Genomic DNA, 18637 nt, shown 5'->3' on the forward strand with positions numbered 1-18637 from the left:
CCACTCAACGGTTGCTGCTACCAGTGTCTCGAGGCGGTGGATTGGGAATGAATTTCGGTGGGCTGGCGGGCGCTGTCCGGTCGGGGTAGCGATTACCAATGCCACCGTTGTCCAGTGTCGGCGGGCGCGGGACCGGCACGGTATTGGGTCCTCGTATGGCCGGGGTGCCGGGTTGGGTGCCTTGCATGCTGTTGGGATTGGCCCGGCGAATCGGACTGTTATAAGGGTTGTTGTTGGTGCTGCCCGGCAGGTTCTGGGCCAACTGCAACGAAGCAGAGACGTCGGCCTGGACCAAGGAGCCAAGTACGCCACTCAAGGCCAGTGCAATGGCGCCAAACACGTATCGGTTCATGGGGGTGCCTCTCTGCGTCCGCGTAAGTAAGGACTTCGATACCACGCTACGCCCGAGGTTCGGATTTGTTAACCAAAAACTCCCCGGCACGATCTGGCACCCGGTTGATCCGGCGGGGGAACCGGCGCGCAGACCACAGAAACTTTTGCCCAGGACCGCAGGTCACCTGAACATCACTCGCGAGTAGACGACCATGGCACGGGCAATCTGGAAAGGCGCAATCAGCTTCGGACTGGTGCACATCCCCGTGGCGCTGGTCTCCGCAACGTCCTCCCGAGGCGTCGATTTCGACTGGCTCGACAGCCGCAGCATGGACCCGGTGGGCTACAAGCGTGTCAACAAGGTGACGGGCAAGGAAGTCACCAAGGAGCACATCGTCAAGGGCGTGCAATACGAAAAGGGCCGGTACGTGGTGCTCAGTGAAGAGGAGATCCGTTCCGCTCATCCGCTCTCGACCCAGACCATCGACATTTTCTCCTTTGTCGACGGCAAGCAGATTCCCTTGCAGAACATCGACACGCCTTACTACCTGGCTCCCGACAAACGTGGCGGAAAGGTCTATGCGCTGCTGCGCGAAACCCTGAGCAAAACCGGCAAGGTCGCCCTCGCCCGCGTGGTCTTGCATACCCGCCAGCACCTGGCCGCATTGATGCCGCTGGAATCGGCACTGGTCCTGGTGATGCTGCGCTGGCCGGCCGAGGTGCGAAGTCTCGATGAACTGGCGCTGGGCAGCGAAGTGACCAACCCCGAACTGGCCAAGGGCGAACGGGACATGGCCAAACGCCTGGTGGAGGACATGAGTGCCGAGTGGACGCCGGACGACTATCGGGACGGCTTCGAAGACAAGATCATGGCCCTGGTGGACAAGAAGGCCCGTGAAGGCAAGATCGAAGACGTCGAAACCGCTACTGGTGAAGAGGAGCGCAAAACGGCGGATGTCATTGACCTGACCGAACTGCTCAAGCGCAGCCTCGGCAGCGGTAAAGCAGCGTCCAGGCCGAAGGCGGGCAGCAAACCGGTTGCCAGGAAGAAAGTCAGCAAGTGATCCGTTGGATATCCCGGCCTGCTCGCGAAGCCTTGGTACGCTACACCGAAAAAATCAGATCAGAATGAAGACCGCCAGCAACCCGGCAAAGATCGACCATTTTTGGAGGTAGTAAAGCTTGCGGTTGCGCTTTTTCAGTTCCTTGGCGCGCAGGCGAACCTTGTAGACCTTACTGAACAGTCGGTTGATTCCGCCGGTGCGGTCTCCGTCCTCGTTCGGTGCACCTGCCGCCGACATGACAGTGCGGCTGAACCAGCGATTGAATGCCGCTGCCCATCGATACTTCATCGGCCGCTCGACGTCGCAGAACAGGATGATGCGGTTGCGTGGCGTGGTGTTCTCTGCGTAATGAATGAAGGTCTCATCGAACATCACCGCTTCGCCATCGCGCCAATGGTAGTTCTGGCCATCGACATTGATGTAGCAACCTTCAGCGTTGGGTGTGTCCAGTCCGAGGTGATAACGGTACGAACCGGCATACGGGTCGCGGTGGCGCACCAGTCTGGAGCCCGGTGGCAACTCGGCGAACATCGCCGCCTTGATCGAGCCAATGCCCTGTACCAGTTCGGTGGTACGCGGGCAGAGCTTCATGGCCGACGGGTGGCTATCGCCATACCACTTGAGATAGAAGCGCTTCCAGCCGGTCTTGAAAAACGAGTTGAAACCGACGTCATCGTATTGGTTCGAACGTTTGATCTCGCCGGCGTGAAGCAAATTCTGGCCTTCGGCACGAATTTCTTCCCAATGCGCCTGCAGCGGGCTCAGGTCGGGAAAATCAGCCGGATCGAGATACGGTTTGTTGGGGATTTTCGAAAACAGATAAAGAAAGCAATTGATCGGCGCCAGGAATGTCGAGTGATCACTCAACTGGCGCCCCAGCTTGTGGCGCACTCGACCACGCAGGTGAACGTACGCAATAGAGACAACGTAGATAACGGCAATGATCAGTTTCACGGAAATCGTCACAGGTTGGAAATAAACAAACTGCGCCCTTTACCGGCATGCCGGTCCCCGGGTCTTGTGCAGCGACTGAATGCGAAACAGCGGCCCCGTAATGCCATCGAACCACGCCGATGGTCGGCCTTCAGCTGATGGATGGCATTTTAGCCACAGTTTGTAACCAATAGTTAACCCGCAACTGTGAAAATGTGTCCGCAAAAACCGCCAAAGCGTTACAGAGGCCTCCATCGCCCTATCGTTTAAAGAGCCAGACCAGTACAATCGCCGCCAAACTTTACGCGCCCCCAGGTTGAGAGCGGGAAAATCCCCTTTCAGCGCACGTTGTCTCGGGCCAGGCGCGCCACATGCTGCTGTCCACTTGATGCCAGATGGATCTTCCACTGCCGATCGGGATGAATGTCCCGGGGGCCCAACAGTGGAAACAGGTACTGAACCGGTACTGCCGCAACCCTAGCTACTCTGAATGCTTCGCAGGAAAAACCTTTGATTTCTACAGCTAACATCACGATGCGATCTAAACGGCATTGTGGTGTTACTCAAAGCGTAGTGAAATCAGGGACTTGCCTCTCACCATAGCGCACCAAAACACCCGAAAATGCATCGATTGGTATCAGAATTGGTATCAGAAACGCTGCCATTTCATCTGACATTGCGACAGGCAGAAATCGGCCAGAAGCGGCCCGTCGGGGAAACTGTCTAGTGCCTTGTTACGAGCAGCAGCAACCGGCTCAAAAGGCCATGGACACGCTGCTGGTTACTTCGTAACCTTCGTGCAGGCCCATGTCGCGTTTCACCGTGCCTAGTAATCTGCTTAAAGCGAACGGCGGTACCGTGCGGGGCAAAATTTTAATTAACACATGCATAATTAATTTAATAGGATAGTTTTATGCCAACCTTAATTAAAGGGCTTGATGGTTGTGATGTTTTTCAGTTACAGCCTTTAGAGAAACAAATAAAAGAACGCTACGGTATTAGTTTTGAAACAAAAAAACCTCTTGATGTTCAAGAGTTATCTAAGCGTATCGGGGAGAGACCAAGCCTCCTGCTCTGTGCAATGCTGAGTAGCCAGCCTAAGTGCAGCTTATTTGGTGTTAATTGCCTTATTGAAGTGATTGCAGGTATTGCCGAAAATCATCCTGTATCAGTCGGCTGCTTAGATTATGGGTCAAATCAATCTAGACCATTTAATTTTACACTGGCCACCGATGGCTTCCTTAAAGAATTATTTGAGCCCATAAATCTAGCGCTTGGGGAAAGAAGTCATGCGTTTGTGGGATTTTGTTTCACGCCAGAGTATAGAATTTCAAAGCAGACGCTGAGAGAGTTTTCAGAGTCCAATGGCTCGTTCGAGCTTGATTTGAAAATAGATTTGGGTATATCAGCTTTCTACGATCTCTCAAATCAAAAAACAGAACAACAAAAGAGAAAATCTGAATTTATTCCAATAGCAAGTGTTGTAGTGGAATTCGATGGCCCAGCACACCTTAGTGATGAGCAAGTTAGAAAAGATAAACTTCGTGACTCAATGGTACAAAGTAGTGGCTGTACTGTATTTCGAATTCAAATGCCGTACAATCAGCAAGGTAAAGGTGCTGCACAGATTAATCGCGACAGGATGTCCAATATACTTGAAGATCAAATAAGAGATATCAAAAATCATTTCCAGAACAGACTTTTCGCCACGGTTAACGCGAGCTATTTGTTAAAGAAATTACTTTTAAAACAACCTGATAATGCAGCTTGGTTTAACGCCACATAATAAGGTGATCAAGCACGCTCGTTTCACCTGCTGGCCCGGGCTAAAGCCAGACCCTTAGAGTAATCGTTAGGCTATGACCGCTTCTGGCCGGAAGTCGTCGCTTGCGAGATCAACGGATGTTATGCGATCTTTTGGGCGTCGTGATGTAGCGTCAAGCGTAGGAAAATCAAGGGTTTGAGCCGCATCGAATCACATCAAAACACCTTAAATAACGCCGTTTGGTATCAGAATTGGTATCAGCCCCCCCCCCCTAAACTCCAATACGGCGAACCTCTACGATGAGGTCCAATGATGGATTGGATGTAGCCATCCACCACATGAATCGCCCCGGCCCGCCTAGCCCATCCCATTTTATTGCTGCTCCTTGTAGCAAGTTTTAAGCAGTCTGTTAGACAGGCCTGTCACGGGCACTACCGGTTCTTTGTTTGGGGGAAGTTGAACCTTGCTTAGGAAAGGGGGCAGCAGGTCACCCTCTCACCCTTCGACTGCTACGCTGAATGCTTCACTGAGGATTCGCGATGCCGCATGCTGACCTGCTCCCTTCCCTTCTGTTCAAGATCAATGAAAACCAACTCGCCCTGGAAGCGGCCATTCTGGAACTCACAAATTGGGTCGAGCAGCGGGGAGCCGCGGAGGTCGCCGACAACGTGCGCGGTGCCCTGGAGGCGATCGACCGCAATGAGGAATTCATCAAGATGACACTCGCGGTGATGATGACGCCAGAGTAACGGCTATCGTCAGGAGCTACCACTCACGGTTGTCCGGAAACGGCGAGAGTTCAGTTCGCTTAACTTGTGGTCACCAATTGTTTGATAATGTCCTTTATCGCATATAGAAGGGACTCACCCGATGGCTCAACCTACCTTCCCTCCAGCCGCTATTCAAAAAAACATCGAACGTCTTGACGCGCGGATCGCGGAGCTTGAAGCATTTGATATCGGTGTTTTGGTTAACGGTAGAAGCCCAGCGCTCACGGCGTTGGAAGTCGCGATCACGGACACTCTAAACAGGTGCTTTGGGCACAAACCAGCGACCTTTATCCTTTATGAACGGGCGGCAACTCTTCACTATTACGGGGGGTCGCTTAGACGCGGTCCAGTGGACTACAGCACACCTACCCGGCGAAATATCGACAATGCTGTCGCGTTGCTTAAACAGGCTAAAGCGGCCCTGGAAGAAGACCTTGTCGATCATGAGCAGTCGATTGAAATCGACTCGTCAGCCGAGAAGGCAGCGGTAATGCCATCCAATCGGGTTTTTGTCGTGCATGGGCATGATGAGGCTGCACTCCAGGGCCTTGCGCGGTTTCTCGAAAAGCTTGGATTGGAAGCCATTATTCTCAAGGAGCAGCCTGATCAGGGCCGCACCATTATCGAGAAATTTGAGGAAACCGCTGACGATATTGGTTTTGCGGTGGTGTTGCTGACGCCTGACGATCTAGGTGCTTCGGTGAAGGCTGAGACCTCGGACGCCCGAGCGCGGCAGAACGTGATTTTTGAGCTGGGCTACTTTGCTGCAAAGCTCGGCCGAGGCCGTGTTTGCCTGTTGCGCAAAGGTCATGTGGAAATCCCTTCAGACCTGTACGGCGTCATCTATACCGACATGGATCCTGCGGATGGATGGAAAGCCAAACTGGTGGGTGAGCTCAAAGCCGCAAAACTGGACTTTGATGCCAACAGGTTTTGGCAGTGATGATCATCAGCTGGCCGGAAGTTACCGTCCACCACCGGCAACTTTGGATCGACTGCTGCCCTTCGTGACGGGCAGCAAACGGCAATAGCTGACGTTCGAACTGTTGACCACTACAATACCGCGACGGCCGCACTGAAAATAACAGACAACTTATCCATGCCACCCAAAAGTAAAACACTTTAAGGAAAAAGATTAAGTGACTGACTACAACGAGCGGTATGTCGCCTTCGTCGACATTTTAGGTTTCCGCGAGCACATCAGGTCGATCAACACTAACCCTGAAAAGCTAGAGAAACTTCTTGAAATTTTGAATGAGATGGCTACGCACTACCCAGCATTAAGCCAAAGCATGGCCGCAACCCAAGGCTTTGAAAATATGCTTCGAGTATCTACGTTCTCAGACAATATCGTAATTTCAGGCCAGCTTGACCCCATGGGTTTTACGATTGTTACGACTGTATGCGCTACATTATGTGCAAGACTCCTGACGCAAGGAGTATACGCACGGGGGGCCATTACCGTTGGAAGACTGCATCATACTGGTAGCGTGGTGCTCGGCGAGGGACTGGTAAGAGCCTATGAGCTGGAAAGTCGAACTGCAATCTACCCCAGGGTGATTTTCGACGATTCGGTAATCAGCGTTGCTTGCAATGTACCGGCAAACAATCTCTGGAAGGCTAAACAGGATTTAGACGGTTTGTACTTTATGGATTACCTGGCGCAGGGGCCGCTAATTCTCGGCCCTCCTTCCCCCAGAGAGCCCATCTTGTCGCTGGCGCGCAGCGAGATAATCTCGACATTGGAAAATAGCAACGACCTCGGCGTGAAGTCCAAAGTGTACTGGCTTGCACGCTACCTCAACGACAATAGTGACGCATTGCAGATGGAGCGGATCCCTCTCAACTAGAGTGGACTTGTTAACTTGAGTTTCCCTAGTTTTGTAGACGCACAGAGAGTCAGTAATTGGCCGGTTGAGGCCTGTCACAACTGGCTGCTATGGGTCGGTTGCTGCCCTTCGCGACAGGCAGCAATCGGCCAATTTCTGCCGATGCTGACCGGCAGCTATGGGTCGAAAACAGCCAAAGGGTTGCCTTTTAGAAGTCGAGTTGTGGATAGGGATTCGAACCCCTTCGGCCATTTACGTAAGCCGCTACAGGCCAACAAAATCTCGGTTTTCTCGATGCACTCTCGGCCTATTGCGGTCTAATACGGCCCTTGATTTGCCCAAAATATGCCCTAAAGCCTAATCATAAAAAGAAAGCGTCACCACTCAGCGGAGACCAAGATGTCGTCCTAACTGGCCTAGCCGGGCGAGCATGACGAGCACTGCGTGCAGGTCGCGCTTGTCGTGCCCCCCTCGCAGGGCAGGCATGGCGCGCAGGTCGGACTGGTCCACCGCCGCAGTTTGGAGTGAAGAACACGGCACGACCATGCGAGTCTCGAATCCAACCGTCAATGAACCACCCGAGATGTGCTCCCGAATAAGCATAGACGGACTCATCTGAGATCCAGGCAACCGGCCTACCGCTATAAAGATAAATGGCAGGACTTTCCTGCTCGTCATCGAACCAAGCCACCGCACGGCCTTGCCGATCATAGAAAGTCACATAGGCCATAAGCTTTCCCTCCCGCCTTTAGAAATGTGATCGAGAGCATAGCTCGGCCCCCCAGTATCACACCCCGATTGTGTTGGAGTACTAACGAAAAAAAGCCCTACACCCCCTTAAACAAAGGGCTGTAGGGCTTGATTGACATCTCGGTATTCTTGTTCGTTTGGCATTGATTGGCATACGGCTTGCCCCATTTTTGCCCCATAGAAATTCAGAGCATCGCGACATCGCGGACAGGGTTGACATTTTCACTCGCACACGCCGATCCTGTTCAATCGATTTATTTCTACCATTACACTTAGGGAATTCAAATGAGTCGAGACTGGGAGTCCATTTTTACGACTTGGGCGCAGGGACCTGGCAAAACTGAGCAGGACAGGGCCGAAAATGCAGAACGAATGATCCGGGAAGCGATACACGCAAGCCTAAAACTGCAGAATAGATCCATTACCGTTTTTACCCAAGGCTCATATCGCAACAGGGTCAATATTCGAAAAGATAGCGATGTTGACATTGGAGTTGTCTGCTACGACGCATTTTTCCCCGACTACCCGGACGACAATGTAAAGGCCAACATCTCTAAAAGCTTCTCCGACGCCACCTATACCTTTTTTACGTTTAAGAACGAACTAGAAGAGGCGTTAGTACAGAAATTCGGCAGAGAAGCAGTGAGGAGAGGAACCAAATCATTTGACATAAAAGAAAATACATATCGCATCGACTCAGATGTAACCCCATTTTTTGAGCACAGAAGATACACATCTACATCTCGATACCTATCTGGTGTAGAAATGATCACAGACAACCATAAACCACCAAGAATACGAAACTGGCCTGAGCAGCATTACGAAAACGGGGTTAAAAAAAATACCGACACATCAAGAAACTTCAAAAGAATAGTGCGGATTCTGAAAAATCTTTCAAGTGAAATGGCCAAACAAGGAGTGCAATCAGCAAAGAACACACCTAGCTTTTTGATCGAATGCTTAGTATTCAACGCCTCGCAACAATGCTTTTCGTTCACGACATACAAACAAATAGTTCGCGCGGTACTTGCTGAACTATTCAACAATACCATCACTGATTCAACGTGTTCCGAGTGGGGTGAAGTGTCCGAACTTAAGTATCTATTCAGAACATCCCAACCTTGGACAAGACAGGGAGCCCACAAATTTATAAGTGATGCTTGGGACCATATAGGATATGAGTAAATGTTGACTCGACTTCATATTTCATCATTCATAGGGCTAACGATTGCAGTTTGGCTGCTAGCTCTCTGGTATCAAGGGATGCCAGTACTTGAAGCTGACTTCGTGAAACCATTCGGCACCGTAGTTGGCTTAATTACGTTCATTGTAACGATATTTAACAAATACCTATGGTCGTGGAGAATTTTCAAAGGATGGTATGTTAAACGCCCCGACCTCAGAGGAACTTGGAAAGTTGAGCTAAAGAGCAACTGGACAAACCCCGAAACAGGGCAAGCCGTAAAACCCATATATGGCTATGCAGTAATCCGGCAATCACTAACTTCACTCAGCTTCCGATTAATGACTGAAGAGTCCCGCTCAGTACTTGTAGCTCACAGTATTGAACAGCAAGAAGATGAGGATTTATTTAAGCTGGTTGGGGTATACAGGAACGAGCCAAAAATTGAGCTACAAGGAGTACGCAGTGAAATACACCACGGTTCTTTCGCATTGGAAATTCATGGTTCACCCGCATATGAACTCCAAGGACATTACTGGACTGACAGAGGAACAAAAGGCGGAATCAAACTTAGCGATAAAGTCAAAAAATTATATGACACATATGAGCAAGCAAATCGCGAACTCGGAAACTAAGCCATTACTATAGCAATACAGAAGTGAATAGTGGTGAGAAGCGACCGAGGAATCCTCGCTCAGAGTATGTTCGTTTGGCAATTTAACTAGATTTAAGGTGTGCAGTGACTATGGATGCAGATTTTCTGAAATTTCTTGAAGATGTAGATGCATGCAAATCAAACCCAGACTATCAAGCTTGCTTTGAAGCCGTAAAAAGCACCTCCATCAGAGAGCTTGAGGGAAAATACAACGACCCTTTTCACGAATTTTTTATCTATGCGCATTCATCTGAATTCATTTCAGAACTTAGAAGAGACCCCAAAAAAAATCATTGGTATCTCTTATTAGTAAACGGAATACAAAGTAACGTAAAGTATTCATTTTCATGCCTTCTTTACCATCAAAAACAACTTGAGAGCATCGAGAACAACATACTTAATATTTTCAAACAATACGACCTACCTAAAATAATGGGTAGGATGCAAACTGGAGTAGGCAGCCCTTCCACTTTAGATTTTGAGTATCAAGCATATGTACTTTCATATCGGAGATGTCTGGATCAATTCGCTAGAGCCATCGCAGCCTACTTCAAAAATGCGTGCACTTCCTTTAGGACTCTTCCAAAATTCCTCGAAAGTAAAAAACCTCAAGAAGTCGCCAAGGCTATTAGCACGGTTCACGAAAAATATCTTGATGCTTTTAAATTCGTTCTTTCAGAGGACCGCGCGGCCCCCTCTGTTCGCGATAGAATTGCCCACTATGAGTTTGTCTCAGGGGGCTTCTTTAATGTCAGTTCCAGAGGGGTTTTTCTGCTAGGCGGAGGTGAAGACCTCAACTCGCACAAGATAGAAGAAGTATCGCTCGCACAAACTTTAGACAGAAAAACTGAAGCCCTATACCACTGCATTCAGGAAACGCTGAAGGCTTTCATCGAAGCTGCAACAATCTGGGAGGCGACCGAAAGAAATTTTGTTCGCCCCCTTTAAGCCCGCCCATGCTTTTTTTGCGTACCCTTTACGGTTGGAGCATCTCTTGGGCCACGCTTTTCCTGTGTAAGGAGGAAGCGCGATGTCAGAAGATCTTAGCCCCGCCCCGTTCAATCCTTCCGACGAAGACTCTATTGCCCTCGAACATACTATCTCAGCTTGGGCTGCAAGATCACCCGTGCCAGCATCACCAAAATGCCCAGCACGCCGTAGGCTGCAGGCGGTAGTACCGCCTGCAGCTGAGGTAGCATCTGCTCAGCAATACCCAGCGCTGCAATCGCACCGCCAGTCTGAACGCTGGACATCTTCAAAGCATCTTTCCAATTACTAATCAGTTGCATATTTTGTTGCCTCAGGTGTTGGGAAAGGTTCAGGCCAGCGTCTTCAGCGCGACCTGGTAATACGCAAACATCAGTGCCGTGGGGCTCACGGCACATCCTTGAAGAAAATGTGGTGCCCGAGCTTCAGCGTCTGCTTGGCGCCCTTAATCCACATAGGCGGTTTTGGCATGGTGGTCGCGTAGTAATGGGTCGCCCCACCGGTCGGATCTGACACCTTGCCCGCCAGCACCTGGTCGGCAGCGATCTGCGCCTGAGCAAACTCGCGGAAAGGAATCTGATTCGCGCCACTCAGGTAAGCGAAGTTCGGGTCGTTCCTGTTCCAGCAACTGAACTGGTAGGGTTTTTGGCACACACCGGCATAGCCCTCACCCCACCACGACTTGGTCTTGCCATCGTTCACCCGGTTGCGGATGGTCCAGGCCACCGCGATCTGGCCGGCGAGGCTTTCACCACGGGCCTCACCCCACAGCGTGCGTGCAAGGATGTCGCGGTCTCTCTCTGTTGTAGTCATCACTTTTCTCCAGGCGAAAAAAAAACCCGCATTCGGCGGGCATGGCTCTTCTACGAAACGGTACTGCCGGACGGATTTCCGTCCCTGTCTGGCGCTAGATCAGAGATTGGTAGTCATCTTGATGACGCTGTCCACGTTCCAGGTTTCTCCGGGCTGAGTCGTGTGCGTGACGCCGCCCATGGTGCTGACTGCGCTGCCGGCAACGCTGTAATAGTCTTTGTTGTAGAACGGCGCGTTGGCCACATAGAAACCGCAATCGGCATACCCAGGATGCTTCAAGATCTGAACGCTCGCGGAGATCCCGGTAGGCCCCCAAATCTGGGAATCAGGCAACCACCCCAAAGTGGCTACCTGCGGAAAGCCCTCGACAGACACATCCTCTTTGCCAACGTAGGGCGAGCGCAGCGCGGTATTGGTAATCACCTCACCCGTCGAGTCATCCAGTAGACGCTTGATCGGCAGCATGGTGAGCATTGCGGCCTCCAGCACCAGCGATTGCGACCACACGACCTTTTGCGACATGTCGATCTTCGCGTGGCCATTTTCATGACTGAGCACCAAGCTCTGCGACCTTGTGGCCACCGCCGTTTGGGTGTTGCACTTGAACAGCGTCGAGCGCTGGACATACTGCAACTTCTTGCCGACGTAGGTCGCCACCGTGCCCATCGGGATTTCGACGCCATCGAGCAGCAATATTGCCGTGCTCTTGACCTCATCGCCGTGAAAGCCACCGATGTAGTCCAGCGCACCCTGCTCCTTGATCGCGCAAGTAATCTCGCCACCATTGAGCAGCGCCTTGCCCGAACGCGAGCGGACGAACGAGATCGCCACCGGGTCCAAGTCGGCCTCGTAGGCGTGCTTCAACCGCCACAAATCCGCATTGCCATAGGCATCCGCCCCGGTAGGGTCAAACGGCTTGTACTCATAGCCCAGAGTGAACTCTAAGTACTTTTTCGAGGTGGCCTTGCTGCCTTTGATAAAAGTGCTGACCAGAGTCGCCCCGACCTTGACCACGACATCATCTGGCGCCAGCGTCGTAACCACCGTCGCGCCCGGCTCGGATGCACGCGGAAAACCACAGAGCGACCCGAAGTCGTTAGCGCCGTTCCAGTAGAACATCGGCAGTTGATTGGGCAGGCCTCGAAAGCGGTCAGGGCTGGGAGACTCGTAATACACCCCGCCCTTCACTGCCGTAGCCGGGGTGTCGCCGGTCGTTACCGTGGCCGACAGGTCAAGGTAGGCAACGTTGAAGCCGGTGCTAGTGAAAGAAAACGAGCCGGGGGCGACCTTGATGCGCCCCTGCCCACTGTTAGTGGGCAGAATCAAATAGTTGTCCCAGGCCAGCGTTCGGGTAGCCGGGTCAAAGGTGATTTTGATCGGCGCCTGTTTCAGCCAGACCTCGCCCAGGTACGTGTTCAGCGGCCTTCGATTGGCCAGCGCACCGCCATACCCGGTCGAATCATTGATAAACAGGTAGAGCTTGTTGTCATCGACGAATGCGCCGGAAGCGATGCTGCCGCCGACACTCGAATAGCCGGCGGTGGTGACCTCGGCCACCAACTTCCCGCCGACCAGCTCGGCGCCAAGATCGACGTAAAGCGCCTGGCCTTGGGGCACCGCCACATCCGTAAGACCCGCGATCACCAGCGTAGTGTTGCCCACCCCCCGCGCAACACGAAGATCGCCGAACGACATGACGCACGCCGTTCCGCTGAGAAGGAACCGGCTAATGTCGCCAATCACCTGATAGGCCGCACGCACCGTGCGGTTCTTCAACGTTTGATCAATGGAATCAACGGAGGCTTCCTGCCGGGCCAGTGGGCCACCAAGCCCGGAGGTGCCGTTGATGAGCAGATACACCTTGCGATCCGTGACGAACGCACCGGAGGCCAGCATCCCGGCCGTAAAACCACCGGTCGTGACTTGCGGAACCAGCTGACCGCTCTCATTGGGTGCGCTGTCGAGATCGACATAGATCGCTTCGCCGAACGGCACATTCTGGCCACTGACGGGGGCGACCTTTTTCGACGCAAAGGTCAAACCACCGGTGACCGTCAGTTCCGAAAAACTGATCGCGTAGGTGCTTGGCGTACCCACGTTGCGCTGCAGTTTGGTGGCCCGGCCGACCACGTGCCAGCCGGCCCGGTCCACGGTGTTCTGCAACGAACCGGTCAAGGCCGCACGCGACACCACCCCATCACCCACGGAGTGGTACTGGGGATACAGCGCCCCACCGACGATGCCGTTCAGGCAGGTGAACAGAATAATTTTGCTGTCTTCGATGTAGGACCCTGGCGGGTTAGCAATCGCCGTCAGCGGGAGCGACGACACATGCACAAGGTACTCGCCGCCGACCAAGGGCTCGGCCAGATCCACATAAGCACATTTACCGTCCGGCACCACCAGGTCAGTCACAGCTTGAACGTTGGCCCGCGCCTTGCCCGTGCCGGTAAAGAAGTAGAGCCGGCCCCAGCTCACCGTGAAATCCAGACTCGAGGCCCCCTTCTCGACCTTCGTCGTGCGCCCGGACAGCTGGTAGTTACTCCGCCGGGCAATGTCCAGAATGGCGCTGCTGGGATACCGCTTGATTTCAAGCGGCACGCCGCCGTTGTTCAAGTACAGGATCAGCGATTGACTCCACTCAGGGCTTGGCACGCTGAAATAGCGACCGGATGCGGTGTTGCTGATGCCCGCTGAGGTATTGGGGTAGATCCCCGACGAAAGCTGGGCCGCATCCCGGGCAGCCTCTGCACGGTCGGCAGCAGAGACCGCCGCGTTCAACACGTCGCCGGGATCGGTGGTGACAATCCCCCGCAACAAAGGCGCCACATAACCACCGCGACTGATCGCAACGTCAATCTTTCGCTCTTTCGTGTAGAAGAACACTCCCGCATTGCCATCGGCATACACGGGATTCGCCAGCGGCACATACGTGTTCTCGTCACTGTACAAATGCGCCAGAGTCGAGGTACCGCTGATGTACACGTTTATCGTTGCACCAGGCAGCAGAGCACCGTCCTCAGCCCTGGCGGCGAAGAATTGAATAGGTTGCATATCGAGTCTCTATCAAGTGTTGAAGGTAATTGCCGGGGCAAAGTTGAGCTGACTGCGGGTGCTGCTCCAGGTGTCGTAAGCGGCGGCGCAAAGGTAGTAGGTCGTGCCGGCGGTTAAGCCCGTGATCTGCCCCGCTCGGGACATGCCTTGGTAGCCAACCGTTCCGTCAATGGCCGGATCAAAATCGGCGACCGTTGAGTACACAAACAGGTAGCCGGCAGCGTCTGCCGCGTTGCTTGCATCGCAACTCACATCAGCCGTGGTACCGCTCACGGTGGCCACTGTCCCGCTCACGGCCGCCGGTGCCATGTTGGTGACCAACAGCGAGGCCAGCGGCGCGCTGCCAGCGGCGTTGCGCTCGATGATCTCGACGCGGTAGCTGCGAATCAGCGCACCATCGACCAGCGCATCCGCGCGTTGGTAGGTGAAGGCCGTGCTGGTGGTCGTCACCTGACGCAGCAGCGCATTGCTGCCTGCGTTGCGAATCCGCACCAGCCGATCCTCAGCCCGAGCTCCCGCCGTCCAGCTGACGGTGAAATACGGCGCTTCGAATGTGCCGACCAATGCCAGGTTCTGTGCCGGCGCCGGTACCACCCGCGCGGGCGACAAGGTGACGCTGTACGCCGTGACGTCCGCCAGATCCTCCAACGCCCGACCATACACGTTGAAGGAGCGAAACTTGACCCACACCGTGCTGCCGATCTGATCCCGGGCATAGCTGTATTTCCAGACCGCGTCGTCCAGGCGCACAAACGGAGCTCCGCTTGGATGACTGGCCACCGCCGAGCTCAGCCGCCCGCGTCGCAGGTAGCCCAACTGATAGGCCCCCACGCCGGTCAGCGTGGCATCGCGATAGCTGAGCAGTTCTCCGTCCACCCAGCACAGGGTGGCGCCGCTGTCGGCCTCGGCGGTAGTCGCGGCCGTCAGTTCGTCCGGTACCGCCAGTTGCACGGACAAGGTATGGACCGTGTCCGGATCGCTGCCGGCGGCCAGGGCGGCGGAAAGCTGCCCCATACGCGCCCGACCATAGATGGTTTCAGCCATCCGATAGCTGTCACCGTCAGCACTGATCCAGATCTCGCAGCCACCCCAGTTGGGGCTCGCACCGGCCACGGCGCCCCACACTTGCAACTCACCGGCGAGCAACAGGCTTTCCGGTGGGTTGAACATGATCGGTGCCAGGACCGGACCGGGTGCGGCGTTCTGATTGCCCTGAAAGCCGCTCTTGCTTTGCACCGGGTAGTTGGGCGCGCTGCCGACACCCAACAACGCATCCTCGGCGACCACCGCCAACTTGCCCTCTTCGTCCTCCTCGACCGAGATCAAACGGACCAAGCGCTGCTGCAGGTTTAAGCCTGGTTCGGTGATGGTGACCAGATCCATCGGCTCCAGCAGCACATGCTGCCAGCCCAGGGAAAACTGGTATTCATTGCGCACATAAAGCTTGCGCTGCACCAGCAATTGCGCGGCATGCGCGCCGATCGCCACATCGCAGATCTCATAGGCCTTGATTGTCTCCATCGGTCGCGAGCCGAACTGCTCGATGGCCGCCTGATCAGTGCCGCGCACCACGTCAGTGTTGTACTCATGAGCGCGATCGAGGATCTCCAGCGAGACTTCGTTGTAGCTGTCGGCCTGGCTCTTGATCTTGAGTGAGACCGGTGGCTCGCCTTCCTCGGCCAGAAAATCATCATCGGTCAGATCGGCCACTGGCGTGACATCCGGGTACCAGGTCACGCCGTTGCCGGTCACGACCTGATCGCCATAGGGAATGACCTTGAGCTGACCGGCCGACCAGACCAATTCACTGTTGGTCAGTTGCAGCCAGCGAGCGATCGCTTCACTGGCCGGTGACTGCTCATCGAGCACCGGGCTCAACAACAGGTTTTCGGCCAAACAGTAATTGCGATAATTGCTCAGGTCGGCAACCCACCATGGGTGGAATCCAATGCCGTCCAAAGGATCGAGCAGTAACCCTGGCAAGAACTCCCCGGGATTGGCGTCCGGCAACCCCGGCACTTGATAGGGACCGTCCACCTCGAACGTGTGGTTCTGCACCCCGGCGCTGTCGTTGAGCAGGTACCGACCGGCATACACATAGGCCGTGTCCGCGTAGGCGATGGCCTCGGCGGGATGCTTGGTTTGAAGAAAGCCCCACACCGGTTGGTCCCGGTCACCTCGGGCAAAGCTGAAACCCGCCTGAGCCAAGGCCGACTGTGTCACCCCATTGATGACCGTTTCAGTAAACACTTCCTTGTCACGAAAAACGCGGTGAACCGCACCCAACGTTCCACGACCGATCGCAAGGATCAGCGCCGCGTAGTAGGTGTAGGTGGTGTCTTTCTGGGTCGCCCCGCCGCCGCCCTTGCCGCCCGATTTCTTCTTCGTGGTCTTCGCCACGGCTTCGAAGTCGGTGTAGTAAATCAGGTTGGGACTGATGCGATTTCGGCCGGCGATCCAGGCGATCGGCTTGCCGCTGGCACTGCTCTGCACTTGCAGCGCATTGATGCGCGTGGCGCTGGTGGAAATGGTGCTACTGCTGCCCCCCATCGCTGACTCCATATAGATTGAGTGTGTAATAACGCACCTGCTGGCTGGCCAGCCGTTCTTCGCGCATGTCCGCGTATTCCACGCCGATATCGCGGTAGGCATGGATGACCCGGTGCTCATCGATCACCACCGCGCCGTGGCTGTAGGTGCGGCCGAAACGCCACACCGCCATGTCGCCGCGTTGTGGTGTCTCCACCGGGTGGCCGTACCGGTCGAGCCAGTCCAGGTAGCGTTCCTCGCTGCGATGCAGGTGCCAGTCCTGGGCATAGGGTCCGGGGTCAATCAAGGGCATCAACCCGACCGCGTTGTAGACTTCAATCAGCAGCCAGGCACAGTCGACCCCAACACCCAGCAAGTGCTGACGGTGCTGGTACGGCGTGCACAGCCAGCGTTCGGCCTCGGCCACCACTGCCGCCCGCTGTTGAGCTTCAAGCGCATTCATATGGACGTCTCCGCGACCGGGATGAAGGGCATGCCGCGATAACGTGCGCGGTTGCCAAACTTATGGGTGCAGGCATCCAGCGTGCGCGGGCAGCCCGGATAAATCAGGAACTGGTCACCAGGGACGGGCACCGCGGGCACGCCGAGGATCATCGTGACCGCCCCGTCTCCAGTCTGCCGGCGCACCGTGCGGGCCACACCGGCGTTCGCCCCGTTGACGAAGCGAATCACGCCCTGGTCGAACCAGCCCTGCTCCGCCATCACGTTGGAGTTGATCCGCAAGGCGGTATTACCGCCGGCCTGGACGGTGCCGGCTGTCTGGAACAACGCCCGATTCACCCCGCAATCGGCGCTGTACACCGTGCGCAAACACGACGGCTGATACACGCCCCGAGGGACTTTGGTATCCAGCAACTCCATCGGCGACTTGACCGTCACCGTTGCCTGCTCACGATCGACGGGATCGACCTCGGCGACCCGGCCGATGAAGCGCGTCACCGCTCCAATCACCGGCTGGCCCCAATCCGCCATGAAGGCCCGGGCCAGAATCAACGTCGCGCCATCGAAGCCGCCGCCGGCAATGAAGGGCAGCACCGACTCCCCCAACACCGTGTCGTTCAGTCCGGCGGTGAAGGTGACGTTCAGGGTATCCACCTCGATGCCGCGCACCGCACGCACGCCAGTGCGCTTGATCAGCGGGCCGCTGGCCGAGTAGTTCTGTCCGGCGTGGTAAATCTGCAGGCCGGCATCGGTGTAGCGCAGCACCTGGCCGCTGGCCAAGGCAATCGTGTACAGGTCGGCCATCACGAAGCTACGCGCCGTGGTCAGGAATTGCTTCAACTCTGGGCTGGCATCGATCATGGTTTGATACTCGTAAAGGCGATGTTCTTCATTTCCCAAATCGTCCGGAACGGCTGGGTGCCATCCAGCGAGTCGGCTTCGAAGGCACAGCGGAAATAGAACGCGCCGCTCCACACCAGTGACGCCCCGTTGGGGGGTGGCACGGCAAAAGTGATGCGCCCCAGCTCGTCCACGTTGTAGCTCGAAACCGGTGCTCCACCGACCGTCAGCGCATCAATGTTGACGACGCCATACACCGGCTCGACCCAACTGCCGATGGCACGGGAAAGCTGAAAGGTGACGGTGGTGCCGTCGCCGGTACCGAACCGCTGAAGTTTCACCAGGTGGTCGGAGCGATCGAAGTACAGGAACTCGCCGAACTGGCCTTTGCGGCTGTTGAAGAAGTCCATCAACCGCGTCCACTCATCCAGACTCGGCCGTTTGCGCACCGCGTTGTAGCTGATCTGAAACGACCACAAGGGCGCCGAGTAATACGCGGTAGTGCGCCGCCGGCCGCTGGCCGCCTTTTGCACCCCCGTGCTCCACTCCGGTGCCTTTTTCGACAACAGTGTTTGCCCCGGCAGGCGCGGCAACACCCCATCGATCACCTCACCCACATCTGGATAACTGGCTATCCAGCGTGCTGGCCAGAACGGACCTAATGGCATGA

The 18637-nt window shown here is 55.0% G+C and carries 18 protein-coding genes; 8 read left to right on the forward strand and 10 right to left on the reverse strand.

Annotated features, from left to right (window positions below):
* Nucleotides 1–4: 4 nt before the first annotated feature.
* On the reverse strand, nucleotides 5–352 hold the full coding sequence (locus tag ABIE16_RS10010) for a hypothetical protein (protein ID WP_090455332.1): 348 nt from the start codon (nucleotides 350–352) through the stop codon (nucleotides 5–7).
* Nucleotides 353–545: 193 nt separating this feature from the next.
* On the opposite strand from ABIE16_RS10010, the gene ABIE16_RS10015 reads away from it, so the two are divergent.
* Nucleotides 546–1397, forward strand: a complete 852-nt coding sequence (locus tag ABIE16_RS10015) for a Ku protein (protein ID WP_429521011.1) — start codon at nucleotides 546–548, stop codon at nucleotides 1395–1397.
* 54 nt (nucleotides 1398–1451) lie between these two features.
* On the opposite strand, the gene lpxO is transcribed toward ABIE16_RS10015, so the two are convergent.
* Nucleotides 1452–2351, reverse strand: a complete 900-nt coding sequence (gene lpxO, locus ABIE16_RS10020; protein ID WP_090455335.1) for a lipid A hydroxylase LpxO — start codon at nucleotides 2349–2351, stop codon at nucleotides 1452–1454.
* An 892-nt stretch (nucleotides 2352–3243) separates the two neighbouring features.
* Between lpxO and ABIE16_RS10025 the strand changes: the two genes are divergently transcribed.
* The 4 genes from ABIE16_RS10025 to ABIE16_RS10040 all read left to right on the forward strand — a co-directional run bounded on the left by ABIE16_RS10025 (nucleotide 3244) and on the right by ABIE16_RS10040 (nucleotide 6715).
* Nucleotides 3244–4116 carry a hypothetical protein gene (locus ABIE16_RS10025; protein WP_429521012.1) on the forward strand — a complete coding sequence of 291 codons (873 nt, stop codon included), beginning with the start codon at nucleotides 3244–3246 and terminating at the stop codon, nucleotides 4114–4116.
* 518 nt (nucleotides 4117–4634) lie between these two features.
* Nucleotides 4635–4844 carry a hypothetical protein gene (locus ABIE16_RS10030; RefSeq protein ID WP_429521013.1) on the forward strand — a complete coding sequence of 70 codons (210 nt, stop codon included), beginning with the start codon at nucleotides 4635–4637 and terminating at the stop codon, nucleotides 4842–4844.
* Nucleotides 4845–4965: 121 nt separating this feature from the next.
* The gene (locus ABIE16_RS10035; protein WP_429521014.1) at nucleotides 4966–5808 is read left to right on the forward strand and encodes a TIR domain-containing protein; all 843 of its coding nucleotides are present in this window, start codon (nucleotides 4966–4968) and stop codon (nucleotides 5806–5808) included.
* Nucleotides 5809–6004: 196 nt separating this feature from the next.
* Nucleotides 6005–6715, forward strand: a complete 711-nt coding sequence (locus ABIE16_RS10040; RefSeq protein WP_429521015.1) for a hypothetical protein — start codon at nucleotides 6005–6007, stop codon at nucleotides 6713–6715.
* Nucleotides 6716–7055: 340 nt separating this feature from the next.
* Here ABIE16_RS10040 and ABIE16_RS10045 read toward each other — a convergent pair whose 3' ends face one another.
* Nucleotides 7056–7424 (reverse strand): 4-fold beta flower protein, encoded by a 369-nt coding sequence (locus tag ABIE16_RS10045; RefSeq protein WP_429521016.1) that lies wholly within the window; start codon nucleotides 7422–7424, stop codon nucleotides 7056–7058.
* A 305-nt stretch (nucleotides 7425–7729) separates the two neighbouring features.
* Here ABIE16_RS10045 and ABIE16_RS10050 point away from each other — a divergent pair, with 305 nt between their 5' ends.
* The 3 genes from ABIE16_RS10050 to ABIE16_RS10060 all read left to right on the forward strand — a co-directional run bounded on the left by ABIE16_RS10050 (nucleotide 7730) and on the right by ABIE16_RS10060 (nucleotide 10230).
* On the forward strand, nucleotides 7730–8629 hold the full coding sequence (locus ABIE16_RS10050) for a nucleotidyltransferase domain-containing protein (protein ID WP_429521017.1): 900 nt from the start codon (nucleotides 7730–7732) through the stop codon (nucleotides 8627–8629).
* Nucleotides 8630–9262 carry a hypothetical protein gene (locus ABIE16_RS10055; protein ID WP_429521018.1) on the forward strand — a complete coding sequence of 211 codons (633 nt, stop codon included), beginning with the start codon at nucleotides 8630–8632 and terminating at the stop codon, nucleotides 9260–9262. It abuts the gene before it with no gap.
* 110 nt (nucleotides 9263–9372) lie between these two features.
* Entirely contained in the window at nucleotides 9373–10230 is an 858-nt protein-coding gene (locus ABIE16_RS10060; RefSeq protein ID WP_429521019.1) for a hypothetical protein, read from the forward strand.
* A 149-nt stretch (nucleotides 10231–10379) separates the two neighbouring features.
* On the opposite strand, the gene ABIE16_RS10065 is transcribed toward ABIE16_RS10060, so the two are convergent.
* The 7 genes from ABIE16_RS10065 to ABIE16_RS10095 all read right to left on the reverse strand — a co-directional run bounded on the left by ABIE16_RS10065 (nucleotide 10380) and on the right by ABIE16_RS10095 (nucleotide 18635).
* Nucleotides 10380–10571 carry a hypothetical protein gene (locus tag ABIE16_RS10065; RefSeq protein ID WP_429521020.1) on the reverse strand — a complete coding sequence of 64 codons (192 nt, stop codon included), beginning with the start codon at nucleotides 10569–10571 and terminating at the stop codon, nucleotides 10380–10382.
* Between the two features lie 85 nt (nucleotides 10572–10656).
* Nucleotides 10657–11082, reverse strand: coding sequence for a cell wall hydrolase (locus tag ABIE16_RS10070; protein ID WP_429521021.1), 426 nt, complete (start codon nucleotides 11080–11082; stop codon nucleotides 10657–10659).
* Between the two features lie 99 nt (nucleotides 11083–11181).
* A complete protein-coding gene (locus ABIE16_RS10075) occupies nucleotides 11182–14136 on the reverse strand; it encodes a hypothetical protein (RefSeq protein WP_429521022.1) in 2955 nt (984 codons plus the stop codon).
* Between the two features lie 12 nt (nucleotides 14137–14148).
* Nucleotides 14149–16686: a phage tail protein gene (locus ABIE16_RS10080; protein WP_429521023.1), complete on the reverse strand. Its 2538-nt coding sequence runs from the start codon at nucleotides 16684–16686 to the stop codon at nucleotides 14149–14151.
* Nucleotides 16670–17128 (reverse strand): NlpC/P60 family protein, encoded by a 459-nt coding sequence (locus tag ABIE16_RS10085; RefSeq protein WP_429521024.1) that lies wholly within the window; start codon nucleotides 17126–17128, stop codon nucleotides 16670–16672. Before ABIE16_RS10085 ends, ABIE16_RS10080 begins: the two co-directional genes overlap by 17 nt.
* Nucleotides 17125–18027: a DUF2163 domain-containing protein gene (locus ABIE16_RS10090; RefSeq protein ID WP_429521025.1), complete on the reverse strand. Its 903-nt coding sequence runs from the start codon at nucleotides 18025–18027 to the stop codon at nucleotides 17125–17127. The genes ABIE16_RS10085 and ABIE16_RS10090 overlap by 4 nt, the downstream gene beginning before the upstream one ends.
* Nucleotides 17985–18635: a DUF2460 domain-containing protein gene (locus ABIE16_RS10095; RefSeq protein ID WP_429521026.1), complete on the reverse strand. Its 651-nt coding sequence runs from the start codon at nucleotides 18633–18635 to the stop codon at nucleotides 17985–17987. The genes ABIE16_RS10090 and ABIE16_RS10095 overlap by 43 nt, the downstream gene beginning before the upstream one ends.
* Nucleotides 18636–18637 lie beyond the last annotated feature (2 nt).

It is taken from the genome of Pseudomonas sp. 2725, assembly GCF_050434585.1.
In the GTDB taxonomy this organism is placed as follows: domain Bacteria; phylum Pseudomonadota; class Gammaproteobacteria; order Pseudomonadales; family Pseudomonadaceae; genus Aquipseudomonas; species Aquipseudomonas jessenii.

What these genes read in the sequence shown, in the direction of transcription:
- ABIE16_RS10085 (WP_429521024.1), bottom strand. Translation starts at nt 17,128, where the DNA reads ATGAATGCGCTTGAAGCTCAACAGCGGGCGGCAGTGGTGGCCGAGGCC.
- ABIE16_RS10070 (WP_429521021.1), bottom strand. Translation starts at nt 11,082, where the DNA reads ATGACTACAACAGAGAGAGACCGCGACATCCTTGCACGCACGCTGTGG.
- ABIE16_RS10035 (WP_429521014.1), top strand. Translation starts at nt 4,966, where the DNA reads ATGGCTCAACCTACCTTCCCTCCAGCCGCTATTCAAAAAAACATCGAA.
- ABIE16_RS10055 (WP_429521018.1), top strand. Translation starts at nt 8,630, where the DNA reads ATGTTGACTCGACTTCATATTTCATCATTCATAGGGCTAACGATTGCA.
- ABIE16_RS10065 (WP_429521020.1), bottom strand. Translation starts at nt 10,571, where the DNA reads ATGCAACTGATTAGTAATTGGAAAGATGCTTTGAAGATGTCCAGCGTT.
- ABIE16_RS10030 (WP_429521013.1), top strand. Translation starts at nt 4,635, where the DNA reads ATGCCGCATGCTGACCTGCTCCCTTCCCTTCTGTTCAAGATCAATGAA.
- ABIE16_RS10075 (WP_429521022.1), bottom strand. Translation starts at nt 14,136, where the DNA reads ATGCAACCTATTCAATTCTTCGCCGCCAGGGCTGAGGACGGTGCTCTG.
- ABIE16_RS10095 (WP_429521026.1), bottom strand. Translation starts at nt 18,635, where the DNA reads ATGCCATTAGGTCCGTTCTGGCCAGCACGCTGGATAGCCAGTTATCCA.
- ABIE16_RS10025 (WP_429521012.1), top strand. Translation starts at nt 3,244, where the DNA reads ATGCCAACCTTAATTAAAGGGCTTGATGGTTGTGATGTTTTTCAGTTA.
- ABIE16_RS10050 (WP_429521017.1), top strand. Translation starts at nt 7,730, where the DNA reads ATGAGTCGAGACTGGGAGTCCATTTTTACGACTTGGGCGCAGGGACCT.
- ABIE16_RS10015 (WP_429521011.1), top strand. Translation starts at nt 546, where the DNA reads ATGGCACGGGCAATCTGGAAAGGCGCAATCAGCTTCGGACTGGTGCAC.
- ABIE16_RS10080 (WP_429521023.1), bottom strand. Translation starts at nt 16,686, where the DNA reads ATGGGGGGCAGCAGTAGCACCATTTCCACCAGCGCCACGCGCATCAAT.
- ABIE16_RS10045 (WP_429521016.1), bottom strand. Translation starts at nt 7,424, where the DNA reads ATGGCCTATGTGACTTTCTATGATCGGCAAGGCCGTGCGGTGGCTTGG.
- ABIE16_RS10060 (WP_429521019.1), top strand. Translation starts at nt 9,373, where the DNA reads ATGGATGCAGATTTTCTGAAATTTCTTGAAGATGTAGATGCATGCAAA.
- ABIE16_RS10010 (WP_090455332.1), bottom strand. Translation starts at nt 352, where the DNA reads ATGAACCGATACGTGTTTGGCGCCATTGCACTGGCCTTGAGTGGCGTA.